The following is an 18,796-nucleotide window of genomic DNA, read 5'->3' on the forward strand; positions in this document are numbered from 1 at the left end:
CGTTAAAAAAGTAAGCTAGTGAACGTTATCGCGCGCACTAGCTTAATTAAGTCTTAATAGCTGCACATTATTGTGAGTTACTTACCACCACATATTCTGGTAATTCGGTTGCATCTGGTTGTTCATGTATCATAAAACTTTGATAACTCAGGTTATTAAAAAAGAGTGCCGTGGAGTCATTTTCAGGCTCTATAAACAACATATCAGTGCGATTATTGTGAAGCTGCATATTGTTGATCTCCCAGCGACTATTTACCGGTAGTGCTGTTCCCATACCGAAACCTGTTATTTCGACGTTCTCAATACGTCCTGGACCATGGGTTGAATCATTTGAAATATCTAGGCCCACACCTGATTTCGCCGTTCCCTCATTGAAACTAAATTCGCTCGCTTCTTTCCCAACACCATAAATATTTGCATCAAACAGGCTCAATCGTTCGTTGTAATTAAGTAACACACCGTCACGACTTCCCCATACAGTAAGGTCATTCACACTAGGTGTTAATGTATCGATATACGCTTGCGGCGGTGAATGATGAAAGTCACTTTGTTCATCGCGGCCAAGATAATTTTTTGCATGAATATAGCGAATTCTAAATCCGATGGTTGCACCATAAGACTCATTACCTCGACTTTCAGCCATTGGTGCCCACCAAACCGGAACCGATTCTCTGTTTGGAATTAAGTGGCCATTCGCTAGTTGAGATACCGGAATTGAAACGCGAGTTGCAATATCAGCAGCTGGATTAATAATGCCATCACTCCAATAAATAAAGCCATGAGCAGATGCACCCGCGGAGACATTGTTAATTAGTCTCACTCGTGGACCTGTTAACCAAAAGCCATCACCATCATGGCCATAGTCCATTCTGGCAGCTCGCAGATCAGGGTCAATGGCATTTTGATCATCCAAAGTAAATGATGAATTAACACTGCGGATAGCAATATTTCCTTCCAAGCTACCAATTTCGTCGCCAGCTTCAGTATAAAATCCAGCGCCTTGTAGGTCATAAGCGACATTATCAATAAAGTTAACGTGTGAAGAGTGATTTACAAATCCCCAACCTGGCCCTTTAAATACTACGGACCCTTTAACTAGCGCTGCCATGCTTTCTGCGTGCGTGCCAATTTGATGAAAGTGAACGGCATAGCGACCTCGCACATTTGAACCGCCTAGCGCTATGACTGTTGCTGATGCAGGCGCATCATCTCCGTTGCTTTCTGGATCATCGAACACAAATTCAACGTCATCGAGTGGGCGAGTTTTATCTGTACGGCCAAGCTCGGTAAATTGAGCAAAATTTATATCAACCTGTGAGCTCATAAACATAATATGGCCACGATGCGCTATTTCGGTATTTTCTGAACGAAATTCAACGTTTCTTGTAACATTGGCGACATACACGTTTAGTTCAGGTGTTGGTGCGGTATGATCGTAGGCTAATGGTTGGTCGAGATACACCTGATCACCATTAACCTCACTAATTACTCTTATTTCATCGCTCGCGGGATCAAACATACGAGTGCCTGTAATAACTAATTGGTCGCCAACTTCCCAACCTGATGGGGTTGTGCGAAGGTTTATGGTTTGAGCACCTTGCTCGGCTTGTGGTGATATGATTGCCCTATGAGTTTTTTCTGCCCCGTAAATCGTTGTTGTTCCAGCTAAAATAGCACCTCGACTAAGCAATGATGAATCATTAACGGGACCTTCATCGATAAAAATAACTTCTGCTTTCGTTGATGCTTCAATGGGAGTATCTGCTGTGCCAATTTGCAGTGTACCGCTACACGAGCTGTAAAGGGTATCTACTAGCAGGCGCGTATCTTGATTGGGCGAAAAGGTAAGTGTGCCATCTATACGAACCAGTGATAGTCGTGTATCTAATTGTTGTGTAAGTGAAACGGTCAGTCCTTCAGGGATAACAACAATGGCATCCTGTTCAGGAACGTTGCCGCCCCAGGTTGCTGTATCAGACCAATCTCCGGAATCTGTAGCCGTATGAGTTGCAAGAGAGTGACTTGCAAACTCAGGCGCAGCAGCGCAATGCCCTGCAGAATGATCTATATCAACCTGACTTTGCTCTGTAGCTGTGCTGGTAGTTGGTATTTCAACTGCATCTGGTGCGGCTGAGCCGCCACATGCAGTAATACTTAGCATTATAAATAAACTTAAAAATGGGCTTAACCTAGGTATCTTTGAACTATGCATAAATACGCTCCTTTCTTGAGTATTTGATTATTGTTATGGTGACAAAAACGACTGGTTAACTGTTTTCAAAATAAGTATATGCGATGACAAAGAGAGAGAAGCTTACAGTTTATGCTGCTTAACCATACAAAACTGTATGGTATTGTTATACCTGAAATACTGTTTTAATGATGAGCGTATACACAGCTAGATAAGTGTGAAGTTAAAGTAAAAGAATGCCGCGGATCTTTGATAATCAGTATCCCATTTTCAACACAGGGGAATATTTTTTTAATCAATAGATGATTGGATTTTATGGCAATTACTAGGTCTAATTTAGATTAAACCTAGCAATTTTGATGGGTGTTTTATTAATTAAAACTGGAGCGTGTTGACCTTTTCTGCCGATTTCTACAGCAGCTTGTTTGGTATTTAGACCACAAAGATCAACACGCTCTAATTGAAGTGAAATTAGTTAATCTTTACCTCACCTTTTACATTATCAATATTTACGTCACCTGAGCCATCATCTTCAACAATTAGTCCACCAGCGCCATTCACTTTAATATCACCCGAACCGTCATCTAATCTCACAGTACCAGTCACATTTTTAACCACAACATCACCTGAACCATCGTCAATTGTGACTGCTCCTTGGGTATTTTCTACTGTGGTATCGCCTGAGCTATCTTCAATTTCAACATCACCTTGAATATTAGTTACGTAGATTGAACCCGAACTGTCGTCAACATACACAGATTTACCACCATCAATTGTTAAGTCGCCAGAGCTGTCATCCACTTTGATAGTGTTTTTTAAACCTGAAATAGCAATATCACCAGAGCTGTCATCGAGAGTTAATGCAAGTTCACTCGGCATACTAATTACCAAGTCAATGCTGTGGCCTTGGTTAATGTGAATATGAAAACCGTCTTGAATATCGTGCACAGCAATTAGTTTTGCTGTATCACCCTGCTGCGTTAATGACAGCTCATAATTTAAATCATCACTGGTATAAATATCTGCTTTTACAACTATTTTGCTACTGGTATTTGAACCAACAATTTTTAGCGAGCCAGCGCCTGTTTCCGCGACTAGTTTAGATAACTGGCTAGCATCTAATTCCAGTTCACGCTCGATATGTGTGTCTGCGGTACTCGAACTGCCACCAATATGTACTACGCAGCCTGAAAGTAGTGTTGCCATTGCTATTGCTGAAAGTGTTTTGTACATATTATTCCCTTTTTCCTTAGCGTTATGTTTACGTTAAATTTTTCCGATGAAACTATTAATTCATCAATGTTTTTAGTTATGTAATGGCATTATTTGCAATCAGTGAGCCAATTATTAACTAATTGAAAAATATACATTTATTTTTTAATTAATTAATGGTGAATAATCGATAGACTAAAAGTTAGTTATTTATGCCAAAGCGTGTAAGGTAAATTGACCAACTTTGTGCTCATTTAGACGGTTGATCGCTAGTTGTTTATATTTGGCTACGCATACGCTTTTTTTTAACTGATGGACTCATACCTTTTGTATTGAATGTTTTTTAAAACTGTCATTTATCTTTCATCTTTGTTGGCTAATTTTATTGCCCGTAATAATTCACAACTACTGTGTATGAAAAGCGAGAGAAAACTGTTATGACAAATGCAATCCGTGCTGGTCGTCGAAAGTTTTATGATGATGAACATTTTTCAGGTGGTATAGAGCGTTCAGGCTTTTTTACTATTTCTGAAGCCGATTTCTTAGTGGAATATGGTGATACATTAAATGGCTTAAGTTCAGGAAGTATGCAACCTGAAACCTTAGTTGAGTCGGAGTTTGTTGCTTGCATGCAATCAGGAATAATGTCCAACAGTTACGAGGTAAAGCTATGGCGCAAATATTTAAAAGCCATCCATAGTGTTACTCATCGCGCAAGTGCCAGTAGTTCTCGCACAGAACAAAAGTATTCATTAGAGAGTTATGATGAAGCATAGTTTACAACAAGATAGTTATCTGGAAAAAAGTAAAACCGGTAAAAAGGCAAAGCGTGAAAAGCCTAAAAGTAAGTTTGAAGGCAAAAATAAGCGCAAAAAATTTGATGACTATGATTGGGATGAACGCGATTAACTAACGTATTAATCGATACCAGTGGGCAGTAACGCATTCTGTACTGCCCGATAACTTGTTTTAGGTTCAACTTATTGCTGAGCTGGTAAATTCTGGTTTAGTACAGCAAGCCTGTTTAGTTTGATAACTCACCCTAGTTACTATCGCACTAATTATGCTATTTCAATCAGTAAAATAACCCACATTGACAGCACTGAAATCACAGCTCCCCAAAACGTTAACATTCGGTGAAGTACATTATTATATGTTAGGTGAACAATCGCTTGGGCAACTCTAAATCCAACAAATACCCAAGCAAGTAGTAAGGCTAATTCATTATTAGTTTTGAGTATGACAAAGAGCGTAGAAACAACATAAAATAACACCGGCACCTCAAACATATTGTTAAAGCAACGTGTTGATTTAGTTAATTGTTCAGGTACTTCTTGCCCACCCATGGTTCGGTAGTATTTAATTTTTACACTGCCGTTTTTAACGCTTTTTACACGGGTAACCACCGCGACAATCCCAACAATAAACGTTAACACTACCATGGCAAACATTGCATAGATCATACTGAGCCTTTTATTTTTTTAATAATTTAATGCTGATCTAATAGATCATTTATCTTGCTTAATGTGTTTTAACATAAGGCGCTTAGGTAAATACATGCTTTTTTTATTTTAAATAAAGAGCTACAAATTTTAGTCGTCTGAATAATTGGTTAGCTATAAATCTTAGAATGATAGTTTAATGATTATATAGCTGACGTTTTGCGTATTCGTTTCGTGAAATAACGCCGATGTGTGTATTTCAATTATCTGATAGCTTAATCATTTCGTCATACTTCTTTCATACACTGCGCTAAAACATCGGATTTCTTATTGTTTATGCGTATTTTATTTATTTCTCGCAATAGCAGCCATGCGAAATATTATCGAACCTTAGTATCTAACTTAAATCTTGATGCACAGCTTCATGTTACTGGTTTACCAAGGTGGGGTGCGATAAAGCAATTGGGCCAATTGTCACAATTTAAGCATAATGAAATACTTGAAAATCATTTACTGAGAAAAAAAGCACGTCATCCAAAACTCTTCGCTTCTAACTTTGTATGTAATGTATTTAAAGCATATTTAGCGGTATTTGAGTCGCTGCGATTTTTAAAATTCATTGATCTCTTAAAAGCTGAACAACCGGATAAAGTGGTGGTTTGGAATGGTAAAAAGCTGCCAAATCAAACCGTGGTTTCAGCTGCCGAATGTTTGTCTATTCCGGTAATGTTCTTTGAAAATGGCTTAGTACCCAACACAACATGTTTAGACCCCAAAGGGGTTAATTATCTATCTAGTTTGCCAAGAACTCCTGACTTTTATATGCAGCGCGAATTAACGGGGGCGAGCTTAGCGGCTATCGAACAAGCTAAAAGTCATAAAAATCGCGTAGCCGATACACCCACAGAAAGCCTGCCTGAAAATTATATTTTTGTGCCCTTTCAAGTGCCTAACGATACTCAAGTGGTTGTTCACTCGCCCTGGATAAAGAGTATGGAAATGCTTTTTGAAGAGGTGATGAAAGCAGTTGATGCTTTGCAAAACCCGAATCTAAAAGTGGTATTTAAAGAGCACCCTAATTGGCCGCATAAGTTTACCCAGTTACATCAAGCGCACCCTAAAGCGGTATTTGCGAATAGTGTGAAAGCGAGCGACTTAATTAAAAATGCACAAGCAACGATTACCATTAATTCGACTGTTGGTCTCGAAACTCTACAGCTTGGCGGTAAGCTTATTACCTTAGGCAATGCGTGTTATGCACTGCCAGAAATGGTGTTGTCAGCAAGCTCGCCTGTCGAATTAAAGGAACAAATAGAAAAAATAGCTGCTTGGCAGCCAAACACAGTCTTAATTGAACGTTTTCTGGATTATGTAAACGGGGTTTACGCCATACCACAAGCGTGGCGTCGGGTTGACCAGCGCCATATTGAGTCGGTTGAAAAAAGGTTGTTAGAGCAAGATGAGTTTTCAGTAGAACTAAATCATCAAACAGCTTAATTTAAATGTGAAGCATCGCAAAAGAAGTTGCTAAAGTGAAATATGAATAAAATAAAAGGGCAAATAAATGCCCTTTTATTATTGTTTAGAAAACAAAGTCTATGCCCATACTAATTGTTCTGGAATCACCATGATAGGCCCAGCCAGTTGGTTCATGTCCTTGATCGACAAAGGTGTCGTACTGGATTTTAAACGCAACGTTAGAATAGAAGTCATACCTTAAACCATAGCTCAACATATAATGTTCTTCTAAATCCTCTGTAGGGACATTTGCCCGTTCATGATCGGCTTTTGAATAGGATATATAAGGTTGAAATTCATCAATGTTATAAACGACAGAGATTAAGTAAGTTGGGAACTCTGTTCCTACAGCATCATCGTATTCCACATAGTTCATATCAAAAAGAATGGTGAAATCACTTATATTCACTTGTCCGCCAAAGCCTATAAACTGCTGTGAGAATGGTGTGTATGGACTGATGCTGCCATCTTGTTGAATGGTTTCTCTATCTCTGTCATTTTGGAAGTAAACAAAACGCAAATCAAAAAAATCACCCGACATATTCCAATTAAAACCAGCAATGTCTGTCCAGTACTCATTTACTGTCCGTGCATTACCACCATAGAGCTTATCGTAATACAGCATTTCGACATTATCGTCTGAATATTCGTTACCATAAAAAGCGGTTATGGTGTTTGAGTAGTCACCGAGCTCAAAGCTATACATGGCATGTGCACCATCAAATTGAGTGACTTGCCACCAATATAGGTTTGAAGGAGGACGCATCCAAGGATAGGCATACCCCACCTCAGCATATTCTGAGAAGTAGTACATCGGAATGTTGCGTCGTCCAGCCATAAAAGTCCAGTCTTCGTTAGCTTGATAAGTAACGTAATACCAATCAAACTCTGGATTAAAGTCATCCACGCCTTTTGCTACTAGCTGTGCCGTTACCGACAGCTTATTGTTAAATTTGTAGATACCTTGCACCGCTATAATTGATTCAGCTTTAAATGTGAGGTCATTTGTATACTGACCTACATCGTAAAAATCGGCGGTAAGAATCTCATCTCGGGTTTGTCCAGGGTTCAGTGGATCATCCACTGTACCAAGGGTTTTACCTGCGATAATTGAACCATATCCACTTATATTTAGTTCTGCACTTGCTGATTGTGAAAAGATAACCAGTAATGCCGACGCGACCAGTGAAAGCTTTTTCATATTATCTCTCCTCAAAATGTAGCTACGACTTTTACATCGTCAGTTACAGCGCTTGCATCTAAATAGCCGATTGCATCTGGATTTGATGAGATGCTTGATATAACGGCGGCATTTGAGTCCATTTCCTGAGGGGGCGTTCCTTTACCTGTAAATAAAATCTTTGACCAATAAGCCTTTACTTGGCTGCTCGATTTACCCAAAACTTTTGAATTAAATTCTTCAGTAGCGGGATCACTGTAGTTAGCACTAATTAAAATCGCGGAACGACCATTAGTATAACTTTTTGTTTTTCCTAAAAAGATTTTTTTGATTGTACCTTGATCAAAGGATGAATCATTGGTTGGATGAACAACAACCGCAACATCAGCGATCGCATGAGACATATTCATTAATGCCATTGTGGATACTACACAAACAACTTTCCACGTTTTCTTTGGAGAAGGTAATAACATAGTTAATCCTTATTATTGCTGCGCTAAGCGTTATACATAGTGCATAACGATATTGAAAAAGTAGTCCTGCTTGTGCCTATTATCAAGAAATACAGGCTAATTTTGAGTGAAATATGCCTGCTGAGACGTGCTTCTTTAGTATTTATGGCTTAGGTAGCTTTGCACCAGATTAATACAAAAAATCGATGAGAGATGTGTTTGAGCTGTAAATGGGGTTTACGGATTTCCCTTTTCTCTAGCTGGAGTTTTTGGCTTTCCATGTTTTAGGTATTAGGATTTTCTTTTTAAATTCAACCGCTAGATGAATTTATTTAATGTTCAATGCCGCTTGTCACAAATTTGTTGCTTCTTTGTTGTTCATTTGTAATTCTTTTTTAAAAAGGGCAGGAAATAATTACAACAAGGATAAGCAATGAAACATTTTTTTGTGTTAGCTTTGACAGCGCTGTCATCTATGTTTGTTTATGCGCAATCATCGGATGCAGAATTAATGCAACAATGGCTGGATCTTGAAAGTCAAAAGGGCAAACTTCAACTCAGCTGGCAAGCTAATGAACAAGCACTAAAAAATCAATTATCACTTTTAAAGCAAGAGAAACAAGCGCTTAATGCATTACTCAAAACGGCAAATGCAGCGCGTAGCGAAGTAGACACAAAGCGTTTAGCCTTAACTGAGCAACAACTTGCTTTTGAAAAAAATCAACAAACAGTCGATGCAGCTTTAAAAAATGCGCACCTTTTCGTTAAACGTATTACTCCCCTACTTCCGCCACCGTTACAAAACGATTGGCAAACTAAAACAACCCAAATTGAACAAACAGAGCTGCCAAATAGCGAAAAATTAGAACGCTTACTGAGCATGTATAAAGCGGCTGATGAATTTAATCAACGAATTGCAATTCACAACACCAATATGCATTTACCGTCAAATGAGGGGGACTCCGAGCGTTTGGTGAATCAAATTTACTTAGGCCTTTCACAAGCTTGGTATATCAGTGATGATGGTGAATTTTACGGTATAGGTCGCGTTGAGCAGTCTGGCTGGCAATGGCATCATGGTGCAGCTGCAAAACAGCTTATAGGTTCAAACAGCGAAGGGTTTTCAACTGATTTGCTAGCTATCAAAGCAATGCTTGAGAAACCAACTAATGCATCATTTATAAAAGCGCCATTGGCAATTGCAAGTATTGATAAGGAGCGTCTGTGATGGTTCGTTTAGTAAGCTTACTGCTGTTGCTATTAAGTACAACGGCCTTTAGTGAGACAAATGTTAACCAACAACTGCTTGAGCGAATTGCTAAATCAAAGCAACAGTTGATGTCCATTGAGAAGCAAATTAATCAACAATCGCTTTCTTATCAAAAACAAATAAACCAAGCCCTTAACGATGTTAAAGCGCTTCGTGAAAAAGCATCTGCAATACAGCGTGTGGCCGATGAGCAAATTTTAAGTGTTGAACAACTTTCACAGCGCGTTGAAAAATGGCGCGCGCAAGACAATTATCAAAAGCTATTATTGCAAAGCTACTTCGAACAAAATAGTACCCCAATTGGCCAGTTTACCAACGCGAATGGCGAAGTGGTAATCAGTGAAAACGTGTTTAATACCTTACAAAACCAGCTCGTCGATGCACTTGTACCGCGCTGGCAACCATCAAAAGTCGTAGATGAATCTGGTGAGATAGCACATTTTAATGTTCTTGAAATGGGCCCAATTTCGCTTGCTTACAACCAAGAACGAGCGCTAGGCGGCCTTGTTGAACAGCATATCAATCAAGCAATCCCGAGTTTAGTCAAGGGGGTTTACAGTGATAGTGAGGTTGCTCAATTAGCGCAGCTTAACCAAACAGGACTTGGCACGGTAATGTTTGACCCAACCCTTGGTAATGCGTCAAAACTGCAAAATAAACAACAAGGCATTATTGAACACATTAAAAAAGGCGGCGTTTGGGCCTTACCTATTTTATTTTTTGGCGCGTTATCATTTGTCGTGGCAATGATTAAAGCGATACAGCTGTTAAAGCTGCCAAGCATTAAATCAGATCTTACAGCACGTTTATCAAGTACTGACGAACTGCGTGGTGCGGAACACCAACTGGTTGAAATTGCCAAAAATTACCCTGTATCCAATCAACGTGACGACCAACTAGTGGCGTTTTTAATGAAGTACCGTTATCAAGTTGAGAATTACCTAGGTGTTGTAGCCACTTCGGCAGCGATTGCGCCTTTACTTGGTCTACTGGGAACGGTATCGGGCATGATCAACACCTTTATGATGATGAACACCTTTGGCACAGGTGATGCGGCAACGGTATCAGGCGGTATCTCAGAGGCATTGGTAACCACAGAGTTAGGTTTAATTGTTGCGATTCCGTCACTGATTTTAAGTGCATTACTCAGTCGAAAAGCAAAAAGCCATAATGCGAAACTTGAAGCCAATGCGATTCAGCTCAGCAAATATGAGTTTTAAACCATGGACTTTTCGATTTATTTAAAACTTTTTAGTAACGCTGTGGTGTGGGCGCTTTTGGCAGTTGCCATCTTTAGTTATGGCAAGCTGTTGTCGCTGTTGTTCTTTATTAAGCCCTGTCAAGCATGGTTAATGCGCTGTAATTATTGGATTGCAGCACTAAAAACCTTACTTGCTGCTCTACCCTTGCTGGGACTACTTGGCACCATTAGTGGACTATTGAGTACCTTCAACTTTATGTCATTGAATAATGGGCTCGATATGCAAGAAATGGTAAGTGGTGGTATTGCAAGTGCAATGTACACAACACAACTAGGGCTGGTATTTGTTGTGCCAGGCTTGCTGCTTCATACCTTATTGAAAAGCAAAGTAGCAACTTGGCAGGTGGAGGCTGTATGCGTTCGTTAATAGAGCAAAAAATAGAAGACAGTAAAAGCCAAGAGATAGACTTAGCACCATTATTAGATGTGGTGTTTATTCTGCTTATCTTTTTTATTGTCACCACAGTGTTTGTTAAAGAAACTGGTGTGGAAGTTGATAAACCCAGCGCCGTTTCTAGCCAACAATTACAAAAGTCGGTGCTTATGCTCGCCATTACTGACGCAGGGCAAGTGATGTATGCCGGTACAAATATCGGGGTGGCAGGCGTCAGAGCCACGTTAATTCAAGCGAGTAGGACTAAACCGCGGCCATTAGTCATTCAAGCGGATAAACGCGTGCCAACAGAATTACTGGTTAAAGTGATTGATCAGGCAAAGCTTGCTGGGGTTGAAAACATCAGTTTAGCTACACAGGTGAAATGATGACGATGGTAAGTCAGCCTCAACTAACCACACAATCACTACTTTGCACAATAGCCCCATGGAGTATTAGCTTATTTTTGGTCGTTGGGCTTGTTAGTCTATTGCATTGGTTAAAACAAACACCGGAGCTTCCCGAGGCGACGCTCGCAGTGCGAAAATTGGATGTTGCATTGCCTGCGCCGCCGCCCCCGCCACCTCCGCCAATGAAAAGCACTTCGCAAAGTAGTGAAGCATCTCAAACCAGTTTAAACATTGCGGGCTTAGGTGATGGACCACAGGTAAATTACGCAGACAAACCGAAAATGACATTGCCTAAAGTGCAGTCGTTGGCACTGCCAGAATTCACTATGGACGCCAAAATGATACAGCAGCGTCTAGCGCTTGATATGCCGCTGATGGCAGTAGAGAAACTTGATCAGGTACCACAGGTTGTGAAGCAAAAGTACTTTCCTCCGCCGTTATCGATACGGCGCAAAGGCATTAAGCGAGTTTCAACAGAAGTTGAGTTGATAATCGATCAAACGGGTAAGCCCTACATTAAGCGCATCACCGACCCTGTTTATCCAGAGATGGTCGAAGTGATCCGTAACTGGGTTGAACATGCGCGTTTTAGTATTCCAAAAAAAGATGGCCAACCTGTGCAAGCAATATATTTATATGGTATCCATTTTAATTACGGCAGATAAACAATGAATAAACTAACTCCCTTATTTTTTGCTTCGTGCGCTTTTATTGCTGTAAACAGCTTGCCTAGTCACGCAAGTAATTTAACCAGCAAATTTAAAATTGAAGTAGAACAACCAACATTTGTACTGCCACAATTTTCAGGACCTTACAGCGAAAAAGAAGCCAATATTGCGCCTGAAGAACTTGAAACAGCCGAGCGTCTGCGCGGGTTATTAGAAAGCGGTGACAAGCAAGCAGTATTAAAAGAGCTGGAAGCGTTTTACGATATCGAACTGAGTGTTGCCATGCTGATGTTAAAAGCACAGCTTTATTTCGCCTTAGAAGATTATGAAAAGGCAGAAAAAACATACCTTGCTTCACTTGCAAGAAGTCCTCATTTAGTTAGAGCACACAGTGATTTAGGGCAGCTTTACTTAATCAAAGATGATCAACACAAGGCGCGAGAATATTTTGCCAAAGCCATAGCGCTGGGAGCCAATGATGCGGTGGTGTATGGTCAACTGGCATATTTAAACTTAACGCTGCACGGCCCTTATTCAGCGATAAATGCCTATCAACAAGCTTTGGCAATAGAGCCTGAACAAGCACAGTGGCAGCAAGGGTTATTTGTTGCGCTCACGCAGGCAAAAATGTACCAAGCAGCGGCAGCCTTATTAAGTGAGCTTATTGCAAAGTCGCCGAATGACAGCAAATTATGGCTTAATCAGGCGATTTTATCGCTTGAACAAAACGACTCTCGCGCAGCACTGGCATCGCTAGAAATGGCCATTTTACTTGGTGATAAGCGTGAAACTAACTTAAAAACAGCAGCACAGTTGCATTTACAACAAGACAGTTTTGAGCGCGCAGTCGAGCTTATTAACACCCATTTATCGCAATACGACTTGGATTTAACGAGTTTAAATACTTACCTGACTTGGTTATCACAACGTGGTCTTTGGCAGCAAAGTAAAACCATTTTGGCATCACTTGAAAACAAGCTTTCAACCTTTGATGGGCAAACCAAAAGCGTTATTTATTTGCATAAAGCCTTACTGAATAGTGAAACAGCAAGCCTAAATGCAGCTGACAGCGCATTTAAATTGGCGTTGGATGCCAACCCAAATCATGGACAGGCATTAGTTGCCTATGCCGATTTTTTAATTGATAGAAAATTATTCACCCAAGCAGAAACCCTCTATTTGCGTGCAGAAGCGCTAAGCGACTGGCAAAAACAAGCAATGTTAAGTCGCGCTCAGTTGTATGTAGATATTCAAAAATACGATGCGGCACTGACCGTTTTAAAAAGTGTGACAAGCCGTTTCCCTGAAACACGTGGTATTTCAGAGCAAATAGCCTTGCTTGAAAATATTATTGTGACAAAAAAACAACAAGCAGAAATTTAAGGAAGAACAATGAAAACTAAAATGTGTTTATTTATCGCAGCTATTTCTTTAGCAGGCTGTCAGTCAACATCATCAGACGATGAGTTTGTATGCAGTACTCAAACTGATTGGCAACAGTTAGGTTTAACGACTGCGCAAAAAGGAAAAAGTGTGCGTGCTTTTGATCGTTACAAAGCACAGTGTGGCGAAGCGTTACCGCCAAATGCGCAAGATCTCTACCTTGATGGCTTTACTGCGGGTATTAAAGAGTATTGTACTTATGAAAATGGCTTTGAATTAGCGCAAAAAGACATTGAAAATCCAAATGTGTGTCCATTTGAAATCCGCGCAGAATTTGATAAAGGCTATAAAATTGGTTACCTCGATCGCCGTGAAAAGAAAGAAAATGCCGACTATGCTGAGCGCGAGTTGGAAAGAAGAGCACTACAAAACCGAAACGGACAGTCTTCTACAGGGCAATAGCACCTCAGCTGTAAAATTTGGTATTGCAACTTTATTAGATTGCAATACTCCCTCTCATCAAGCTTGTTGCGATAACTCAATGACTTGATTGCCGCTATTAAAGTCTGGATCAAAGGTTAAACGCTACTAGCGATGGCAGCGTTTAATCTCTTCAACAAGCGCTTTGGCAAGCGGCGATACTGAGCTCATTTTCTTAGTGATTAGCATTACGGGGATTTGATAGTGGTATTTCTCGGGGTGAATTGCTTTAAACAGTCCTTTATCAACCCAGTAATTAGCGTAGTGCTCTGGTAAATAGCCTATAAAGGCGCCTGATAAAATCAAATGTGCGATACCTTCATCATGATAGGCGGTTGCACTATTTTGATAATTAAGGCCATCATTACGTACTTCTTTATCCCGCATATAGTTTGAGGTAATCACCTCGGCTTGTTTCAATAACTTATTGCGCTCATTCGGTTTACAATCAAAAAGGGCATGCCCTTTGGCGCAATATAGATAATTGGTTTCGTTATGCAGTGGGAAGTAATCTAAACCACGCAAATGATGGCGACTTACGCCAAGCCCCACCAGAGAGCGACCATTTACTACAGAAGTTTCTACTTCCCGTGCTTCACACACATTGATATCAAATTGAATGTTATCGCTTTTTTGTTTTAGCTCGCGAATAACATCACTAATGCCACAGCGCGGATCGCTCACCATGGTATCAATTACCGAAATCGTCACGCGGCCTGATAGCTCATTTTTAGAGCCTGCAACTGTGGTGGCAAACGCTTCGCACTGTTGTAATAGCTCAAGGCTTGCTTGATAGGTAATACGGCCAGGCTCGGTGAGTTCAAAACCGCTGCGCCCGCGTTTACATAGTTTGATGCCAAGTCTCACTTCTAAATCTGATAAATGTGAGCTAATGGTCGAACGGCCAATGTTCAGTCGAGATTCTGCGGCAGAGAGCCCGCCACATTCCACAATTGCAACAAATATGCGCAATAGGCGCAGATCGACGTCATGAATTTGCATCTTTTTTAGCCTTGGTTTTTAGTTCGATAAAATCGGAATAAGCATCGATAATTATGCATTTATAAAACTTGGGTCGCAAGCTAACATTACTGCATTGATTAATCATCACAGTTAGATGACTAGGGTCTGTTGACCTTTCAAGTTCGTTTTTTCAGCAGTTTGATTGGGTTTTATACAAGGCAGAGGCTGCGTGGCATAGTTATTCTATGTGAGTCAGCCGATAACACAGTAGAAAAGCCAATCAAGCGCTGCCGAACGGTTCTTTTGAGCGCACTTTTCTCATTGTTGCTCGATATTCGCTTAGATTACTAGGCCACACATCGAGCGCCGCGATAAAAGCACGCTCAAAGAGAACAAAAATAGAACAGCAAAGATCAACAGACCCTAAAACGTTAGGAGACAACAATGACGTTTAAATACGGCGTAGATCGCCTGAATATTGATATTGTAAATGGCATTGCCGATGGCAGTGTTAAAGCAGAGCTTAGCCAAGAAGCGATTGATAAAATTAATACCAGCCGTCAACGCGTTGACAAAATGGCCGCATCAGACAAAGCGGTTTATGGCATTAACACAGGCTTTGGTCCACTGTGTGATACGCAAATCACGCCAGAAGAAACAAACCTATTACAAAAAAACCTGCTGATCACCCACGCTGTTGGTGTTGGTAATCCAATTGCTAAATCAATTTCTAAATTAATGCTGATCACTAAAGTACATGCTTTAAGCCAAGGTTTCTCGGGTATTCGCCTCGAAACTGTTGAGCGTATGCTGAAGTTTATTGAGCTTGATTTAATTCCAGTCGTACCAGAGCAAGGCTCGGTCGGTGCATCAGGCGATTTAGCACCATTATCGCATTTATTCTTACCACTTTTAGGTGAAGGTGAGTTTTGGGTAGGTGATGACATAGTACCAGCGGCGAAAGCCCTTGCTGACAATGGGTTAGAGCCAATGGATCTTCATGCTAAAGAAGGTTTAGCGCTAATTAACGGTACTCAGTTTATTTTATCTCATGGTATTACTGGTCTAACTAAGATGCGTTACCTGCTTGATCTTGCCGATGTTGCAGGTGCAATGAGCATTGAAGGTATGCAAGGTAGCCAATCACCATTTAGAGAAGAGTTACATGCAATTCGTGCCTTTGCTGGCAATGTTGAAGTCGCAACGCGCATGCGTCGTCTATTTAAAGATTCGCAAAATATGGCAGATCACACAGACTGCGACCGTGTACAAGACCCATATTCGCTGCGCTGTATTCCGCAGGTGCATGGTGCGTCACGCAACGCTTACAACCACTTAAAAGAACTTGTTGAAATTGAAATGAACTCGGTCACTGATAACCCAATTGTGATCAGTGAAGAAGAAGCGATTTCGGGCGGTAGTTTCCACGGTCAACCGCTGGCAATGGCACTTGATTATGCATCAATTGCAGCTGCTGAACTGGGTAACATTTCAGACCGTCGTTGTTATTTATTGCTTGAAGGTTTACACGGCTTACCACGTCTACTGACTACCTCAGGCGGCCTAAACTCAGGCATGATGATCCCACAATACACCACAGCGGCACTTGTAACCGAAAACAAATCACTGTGCTTCCCTCCGTCAGCGGACAGTGTGCCAACGTCAATGGGTCAGGAAGATCACGTGTCTATGGGCAGTATTTCGGGCCGTAAACTTAACCAAATTCTTGGTAATCTTGAGAAAATCTTCGCAATTGAGCTAATGTACGCAGCGCAAGCCGTTGATTTCAGACGCCCAAATACTTGTTCAGATATTATTGAACAAAATCATGCGCTCATTCGTACTAAGGTTGCGAAATTAGAAGAAGACAGACTATTAAAGCCTGATATTGATGCCATGGTTGAGTTTGTAAAATCTCAGGCATTTACTGTTACGCTTAATTAAGGATAACTGACATGAACGTACAAGAATTTCAACACAGCATAAAACAGGGTATCCCAAGCGAGCTGCCTGCACCTAAAGCATATCCTGCAGGCGCTAACCGCGCACCAAAGCGTAAAGATATTTTATCGGTAGAAGAAAAACAGCTAGCGGTGCGCAATGCGCTACGTTATTTCCCGAAAGAGTGGCATGCGGAGCTTGCTGAAGAATTTGCACAAGAGCTTAAAGACTTTGGCCGTATTTATATGTACCGCTTTAAGCCAAACTATGAGCTAAAAGCACGTTCAATCTCTGATTATCCTGCAAAATGCGAACAAGCTGCGGCGATCATGTTAATGATCGACAATAACCTTGATCCAGCAGTGGCACAGCACCCAGAAGAGCTAATTACTTACGGTGGTAATGGTGCGGTATTCCAAAACTGGGCGCAGTACTTACTTGCGATGAAGTACTTAAGCGAAATGGAAGAAGACCAAACGCTGCATATGTACTCAGGTCATCCTATGGGTTTATTCCCATCATCGAAAGATGCACCACGTGTAGTGGTAACCAACGGTATGATGATCCCGAATTATTCAAAGCCGGATGACTGGGAAAAATTCAATGCGCTAGGTGTAACGCAATACGGCCAAATGACAGCAGGCTCATTTATGTACATTGGTCCACAAGGTATTGTTCACGGTACAACCATTACGGTTATGAACGCATTCCGTAAAGTACTTAACAAAGGCGAATCACCAAAAGGCAAGATCTTCTTAACAGCAGGTCTTGGCGGTATGAGTGGTGCACAGCCAAAAGCAGGTAACATTGCTAACTGTATTACAGTATGTGCTGAGGTGAACCCGAAAGCGGCAATTAAGCGTCATCAGCAAGGTTGGGTTGATGAACTGGTTGATAATATGCCAGACCTTATTGCCCGTGTGCGTAAAGCGCAAGAAAACGAAGAAGTAGTGTCGATTGCGTTTATTGGTAATGTTGTTGATGTATGGGAAAGCTTCTTAGCTGAAGATATTTTCATTCACTTAGGTTCAGACCAAACGTCACTTCATAACCCTTGGTCAGGCGGTTACTACCCGGTTGATATCAGCTATGAAGAATCAAACCGTTTAATTCGTGAAGAGCCAGAAGTATTTAAAGAAAAAGTACAAGCAACGCTTAAACGCCATGCTGATGCGGTAAACAAGCACACAGCAAAAGGCACTTACTTCTTCGACTACGGTAATGCGTTCTTACTTGAATCATCGCGTGCGGGCGGTGATGTTATGGCTGAAAACGGTATTGATTTCAAATACCCGTCATACGTGCAAGATATTCTTGGCCCGATGTGTTTTGACTATGGTTTTGGTCCGTTCCGCTGGGTGTGTACTTCGGGTAACCCAGAAGATTTAGACAAAACCGATGCAATTGCGGCAAAAGTGCTTGAAGAAATTATGGCGAACTCGCCGGAAGAAATTCAACAGCAGATGCAAGACAACATCACTTGGATCAAAGATGCGAAAGAGAACAAGCTAGTGGTTGGTTCACAAGCACGTATTCTTTATGCTGACTCGGAAGGTCGTATTAAGATTGCAAATGCCTTTAACGATGCCATTGCGCGCGGTGAAATTGGTCCAGTGGTACTTGGTCGTGATCACCACGATGTATCTGGTACCGATTCACCATTCCGTGAAACGTCAAACATTTATGACGGCAGCCGTTTTACTGCAGATATGGCTATTCACAACGTAATTGGTGATGGCTTCCGCGGCGCAACTTGGGTGTCTATCCACAATGGTGGTGGTGTAGGTTGGGGTGAAGTAATGAATGGTGGTTTCGGTATGCTACTTGACGGTAGTGACGATGCTGAGCGTCGCCTTAAGTCTATGCTACTGTTTGATGTAAACAACGGTATTGCCCGTCGCAGCTGGGCGCGTAACGAAGAAGCTAATTTTGCAATCAAACGCGAAATGGAGCGAACTCCTAAACTTAAAGTAACGCTTTCACAAAATGTCGAAGACGATATTTTAAATAAACTCGCGTTTTAACGAATGTTTATTTAAGTAAAGTAGAAAT

The 18,796-nt window shown here is 41.0% G+C and carries 18 protein-coding genes; 12 read left to right on the forward strand and 6 right to left on the reverse strand.

Features of this window, described 5'->3' with window-relative positions; genetic code table 11:
- Positions 1 to 67: 67 nt before the first annotated feature.
- Together OM33_RS15180 and OM33_RS15185 are read right to left on the reverse strand one after the other, a co-directional pair.
- A complete protein-coding gene (locus OM33_RS15180; RefSeq protein ID WP_040134762.1) occupies positions 68 to 2,212 on the reverse strand; it encodes a G8 domain-containing protein in 2,145 nt (714 codons plus the stop codon).
- A gap of 450 nt (positions 2,213 to 2,662) precedes the next feature.
- Positions 2,663 to 3,424, reverse strand: coding sequence for a DUF4097 family beta strand repeat-containing protein (locus OM33_RS15185; RefSeq protein WP_040134763.1), 762 nt, complete (start codon positions 3,422 to 3,424; stop codon positions 2,663 to 2,665).
- Positions 3,425 to 3,840: 416 nt separating this feature from the next.
- Here OM33_RS15185 and maoP point away from each other — a divergent pair, with 416 nt between their 5' ends.
- Together maoP and OM33_RS22585 are read left to right on the forward strand one after the other, a co-directional pair.
- Positions 3,841 to 4,179 carry a DUF413 domain-containing protein gene (maoP, locus tag OM33_RS15190; RefSeq protein ID WP_052141078.1) on the forward strand — a complete coding sequence of 113 codons (339 nt, stop codon included), beginning with the start codon at positions 3,841 to 3,843 and terminating at the stop codon, positions 4,177 to 4,179.
- Positions 4,166 to 4,312: a hypothetical protein gene (locus tag OM33_RS22585; RefSeq protein ID WP_199922592.1), complete on the forward strand. Its 147-nt coding sequence runs from the start codon at positions 4,166 to 4,168 to the stop codon at positions 4,310 to 4,312. The genes maoP and OM33_RS22585 overlap by 14 nt, the downstream gene beginning before the upstream one ends.
- Positions 4,313 to 4,464: 152 nt before the next feature.
- On the opposite strand, the gene OM33_RS15195 is transcribed toward OM33_RS22585, so the two are convergent.
- Entirely contained in the window at positions 4,465 to 4,866 is a 402-nt protein-coding gene (locus OM33_RS15195) for an MAPEG family protein (protein ID WP_040134765.1), read from the reverse strand.
- Between the two features lie 315 nt (positions 4,867 to 5,181).
- On the opposite strand from OM33_RS15195, the gene OM33_RS15200 reads away from it, so the two are divergent.
- Positions 5,182 to 6,342, forward strand: coding sequence for a capsular polysaccharide export protein, LipB/KpsS family (locus OM33_RS15200; RefSeq protein WP_040134767.1), 1,161 nt, complete (start codon positions 5,182 to 5,184; stop codon positions 6,340 to 6,342).
- Positions 6,343 to 6,427: 85 nt separating this feature from the next.
- Here the strand turns inward: OM33_RS15200 and OM33_RS15205 are convergent, their stop codons facing one another.
- Both OM33_RS15205 and OM33_RS15210 read right to left on the reverse strand, forming a co-directional pair.
- The gene (locus tag OM33_RS15205; RefSeq protein WP_040134769.1) at positions 6,428 to 7,564 is read right to left on the reverse strand and encodes a porin; all 1,137 of its coding nucleotides are present in this window, start codon (positions 7,562 to 7,564) and stop codon (positions 6,428 to 6,430) included.
- Between the two features lie 11 nt (positions 7,565 to 7,575).
- Positions 7,576 to 8,016, reverse strand: a complete 441-nt coding sequence (locus OM33_RS15210; protein ID WP_052141079.1) for a type 2 periplasmic-binding domain-containing protein — start codon at positions 8,014 to 8,016, stop codon at positions 7,576 to 7,578.
- 412 nt (positions 8,017 to 8,428) lie between these two features.
- Between OM33_RS15210 and OM33_RS15215 the strand changes: the two genes are divergently transcribed.
- The 7 genes from OM33_RS15215 to OM33_RS15245 are packed head-to-tail and all read left to right on the forward strand — an operon-like array spanning position 8,429 to position 13,822.
- On the forward strand, positions 8,429 to 9,223 hold the full coding sequence (locus tag OM33_RS15215; RefSeq protein ID WP_040134771.1) for a DUF3450 family protein: 795 nt from the start codon (positions 8,429 to 8,431) through the stop codon (positions 9,221 to 9,223).
- Entirely contained in the window at positions 9,223 to 10,485 is a 1,263-nt protein-coding gene (locus OM33_RS15220) for a MotA/TolQ/ExbB proton channel family protein (protein WP_040134773.1), read from the forward strand. Before OM33_RS15215 ends, OM33_RS15220 begins: the two co-directional genes overlap by 1 nt.
- A gap of 3 nt (positions 10,486 to 10,488) precedes the next feature.
- Complete coding sequence (locus OM33_RS15225) at positions 10,489 to 10,893, forward strand: MotA/TolQ/ExbB proton channel family protein (protein ID WP_040134774.1); 405 nt, start codon at positions 10,489 to 10,491, stop codon at positions 10,891 to 10,893.
- On the forward strand, positions 10,881 to 11,288 hold the full coding sequence (locus OM33_RS15230) for an ExbD/TolR family protein (RefSeq protein WP_040134776.1): 408 nt from the start codon (positions 10,881 to 10,883) through the stop codon (positions 11,286 to 11,288). Before OM33_RS15225 ends, OM33_RS15230 begins: the two co-directional genes overlap by 13 nt.
- 5 nt (positions 11,289 to 11,293) lie before the next feature.
- The gene (locus OM33_RS15235; RefSeq protein WP_234402766.1) at positions 11,294 to 11,974 is read left to right on the forward strand and encodes a hypothetical protein; all 681 of its coding nucleotides are present in this window, start codon (positions 11,294 to 11,296) and stop codon (positions 11,972 to 11,974) included.
- A 3-nt stretch (positions 11,975 to 11,977) separates the two neighbouring features.
- On the forward strand, positions 11,978 to 13,360 hold the full coding sequence (locus tag OM33_RS15240; RefSeq protein WP_052141081.1) for a tetratricopeptide repeat protein: 1,383 nt from the start codon (positions 11,978 to 11,980) through the stop codon (positions 13,358 to 13,360).
- A 9-nt stretch (positions 13,361 to 13,369) separates the two neighbouring features.
- Entirely contained in the window at positions 13,370 to 13,822 is a 453-nt protein-coding gene (locus tag OM33_RS15245) for a DUF2799 domain-containing protein (protein WP_052141082.1), read from the forward strand.
- Positions 13,823 to 13,948: 126 nt separating this feature from the next.
- Here OM33_RS15245 and OM33_RS15250 read toward each other — a convergent pair whose 3' ends face one another.
- On the reverse strand, positions 13,949 to 14,842 hold the full coding sequence (locus OM33_RS15250) for a LysR family transcriptional regulator (protein WP_040134778.1): 894 nt from the start codon (positions 14,840 to 14,842) through the stop codon (positions 13,949 to 13,951).
- A 405-nt stretch (positions 14,843 to 15,247) separates the two neighbouring features.
- Between OM33_RS15250 and hutH the strand changes: the two genes are divergently transcribed.
- Together hutH and OM33_RS15260 are read left to right on the forward strand one after the other, a co-directional pair.
- The gene (gene hutH, locus OM33_RS15255) at positions 15,248 to 16,747 is read left to right on the forward strand and encodes a histidine ammonia-lyase (RefSeq protein ID WP_040134779.1); all 1,500 of its coding nucleotides are present in this window, start codon (positions 15,248 to 15,250) and stop codon (positions 16,745 to 16,747) included.
- An 11-nt stretch (positions 16,748 to 16,758) separates the two neighbouring features.
- Positions 16,759 to 18,768: a urocanate hydratase gene (locus OM33_RS15260; protein ID WP_040134781.1), complete on the forward strand. Its 2,010-nt coding sequence runs from the start codon at positions 16,759 to 16,761 to the stop codon at positions 18,766 to 18,768.
- Positions 18,769 to 18,796: the final 28 nt, after the last annotated feature.

The sequence above is a fragment of the Pseudoalteromonas piratica genome (genome assembly GCF_000788395.1).
Classification (GTDB): Bacteria; Pseudomonadota; Gammaproteobacteria; order Enterobacterales; family Alteromonadaceae; genus Pseudoalteromonas; species Pseudoalteromonas piratica.

Bases quoted from the DNA above. Each gene is read 5' to 3' on its own strand.
- OM33_RS15180 (WP_040134762.1), bottom strand. From the start codon at position 2,212: ATGCATAGTTCAAAGATACCTAGGTTAAGCCCATTTTTAAGTTTATTT.
- OM33_RS15185 (WP_040134763.1), bottom strand. From the start codon at position 3,424: ATGTACAAAACACTTTCAGCAATAGCAATGGCAACACTACTTTCAGGC.
- maoP (WP_052141078.1), top strand. From the start codon at position 3,841: ATGACAAATGCAATCCGTGCTGGTCGTCGAAAGTTTTATGATGATGAA.
- OM33_RS22585 (WP_199922592.1), top strand. From the start codon at position 4,166: ATGATGAAGCATAGTTTACAACAAGATAGTTATCTGGAAAAAAGTAAA.
- OM33_RS15195 (WP_040134765.1), bottom strand. From the start codon at position 4,866: ATGATCTATGCAATGTTTGCCATGGTAGTGTTAACGTTTATTGTTGGG.
- OM33_RS15200 (WP_040134767.1), top strand. From the start codon at position 5,182: ATGCGTATTTTATTTATTTCTCGCAATAGCAGCCATGCGAAATATTAT.
- OM33_RS15205 (WP_040134769.1), bottom strand. From the start codon at position 7,564: ATGAAAAAGCTTTCACTGGTCGCGTCGGCATTACTGGTTATCTTTTCA.
- OM33_RS15210 (WP_052141079.1), bottom strand. From the start codon at position 8,016: ATGTTATTACCTTCTCCAAAGAAAACGTGGAAAGTTGTTTGTGTAGTA.
- OM33_RS15215 (WP_040134771.1), top strand. From the start codon at position 8,429: ATGAAACATTTTTTTGTGTTAGCTTTGACAGCGCTGTCATCTATGTTT.
- OM33_RS15220 (WP_040134773.1), top strand. From the start codon at position 9,223: ATGGTTCGTTTAGTAAGCTTACTGCTGTTGCTATTAAGTACAACGGCC.
- OM33_RS15225 (WP_040134774.1), top strand. From the start codon at position 10,489: ATGGACTTTTCGATTTATTTAAAACTTTTTAGTAACGCTGTGGTGTGG.
- OM33_RS15230 (WP_040134776.1), top strand. From the start codon at position 10,881: ATGCGTTCGTTAATAGAGCAAAAAATAGAAGACAGTAAAAGCCAAGAG.
- OM33_RS15235 (WP_234402766.1), top strand. From the start codon at position 11,294: ATGGTAAGTCAGCCTCAACTAACCACACAATCACTACTTTGCACAATA.
- OM33_RS15240 (WP_052141081.1), top strand. From the start codon at position 11,978: ATGAATAAACTAACTCCCTTATTTTTTGCTTCGTGCGCTTTTATTGCT.
- OM33_RS15245 (WP_052141082.1), top strand. From the start codon at position 13,370: ATGAAAACTAAAATGTGTTTATTTATCGCAGCTATTTCTTTAGCAGGC.
- OM33_RS15250 (WP_040134778.1), bottom strand. From the start codon at position 14,842: ATGCAAATTCATGACGTCGATCTGCGCCTATTGCGCATATTTGTTGCA.
- hutH (WP_040134779.1), top strand. From the start codon at position 15,248: ATGACGTTTAAATACGGCGTAGATCGCCTGAATATTGATATTGTAAAT.
- OM33_RS15260 (WP_040134781.1), top strand. From the start codon at position 16,759: ATGAACGTACAAGAATTTCAACACAGCATAAAACAGGGTATCCCAAGC.